The following is a 1,047-nucleotide window of genomic DNA, read 5'->3' as shown; positions in this document are numbered from 1 at the left end:
GTGTAATTTGCACTGGGCCGAATGATCTTGTTGTCGATGCGTTGCTCGATGATGTGCGCGGCCCAGCCGGAGGTGCGCGAGATCACGAACAGCGGCGTGAACATCGCCGTCGGCACGCCCATCATGTGATACGACACGGCGCTGAACCAGTCGAGGTTCGGGAACATCTTCTTCGCGTCCCACATCACGCTTTCGAGCCGCTCGGCGATATCGAACATCTTCGTGTTCGATGCTTCCTTCGACAGCTTCTTCGCGACTTCCTTGATGACCTTGTTGCGCGGATCGGAGATCGTGTACACGGGGTGGCCGAAGCCGATCACGACTTCCTTGTTCTCGACGCGGCGGCGGATATCCGCTTCCGCTTCATCGGGCGTCTGGTAGCGCGACTGGATTTCGAACGCGACCTCGTTGGCGCCGCCGTGCTTGGGGCCGCGCAGCGCACCGATCGCGCCCGTGATGGCCGAATACATGTCCGAGCCCGTGCCCGCGATCACGCGGCCCGTGAACGTCGATGCATTGAATTCATGCTCGGCATAGAGATTCAGCGACACATGCATCGCGTCGACCCACGCCTTCGACGGCTCCGCGCCATGCAGCAGATGCAGGAAATGCCCGCCGATGGAGTCGTCGTCGGTTTCGACTTCGATGCGCTTGCCGTTGTGCGAGTAGTGATACCAGTACAGCAGCATCGAGCCGAGCGAGGCCATCAGCTTGTCGGCGATATCGCGTGCGCCCGGCAGGTTGTGATCGTCCTTCTCCGGCAGCACGGTGCCGAGCACGGAGACGCCCGTGCGCATCACGTCCATCGGATGCGCGGCGGCGGGAATCCATTCGAGTGCCGCCTTCACGTTCGCGGGCAGGCCGCGCAGCGCTTTCAGCTTCGTTTTATAGGCAGCCAGTTCAGCGACGTTCGGCAGCTTGCCGTGCACGAGCAGGTACGCGATTTCCTCGAATTCGCACGCGCCCGCGAGATCGAGAATGTCGTAGCCGCGGTAGTGCAGGTCGTTGCCCGTCTTGCCGACCGTGCACAACGCGGTATTGCCCGCC

The 1,047-nt window shown here is 62.2% G+C and carries 1 protein-coding gene; it reads right to left on the bottom strand.

Features of this window, described 5'->3' with window-relative positions:
* Positions 1-1,047 (bottom strand): bifunctional 2-methylcitrate synthase/citrate synthase (prpC, locus tag H3V53_RS43130; protein ID WP_336603032.1); only part of this gene is annotated, 1,047 nt, incomplete at both ends.

The sequence above is a fragment of the Paraburkholderia bengalensis genome (assembly GCF_037126505.1).
GTDB classification, from domain to species: domain Bacteria; phylum Pseudomonadota; class Gammaproteobacteria; order Burkholderiales; family Burkholderiaceae; genus Paraburkholderia; species Paraburkholderia bengalensis.
The sequence above is the reverse complement of the archived record's forward strand: the minus strand, read 5'-3'. Positions and strand labels throughout refer to the sequence as shown.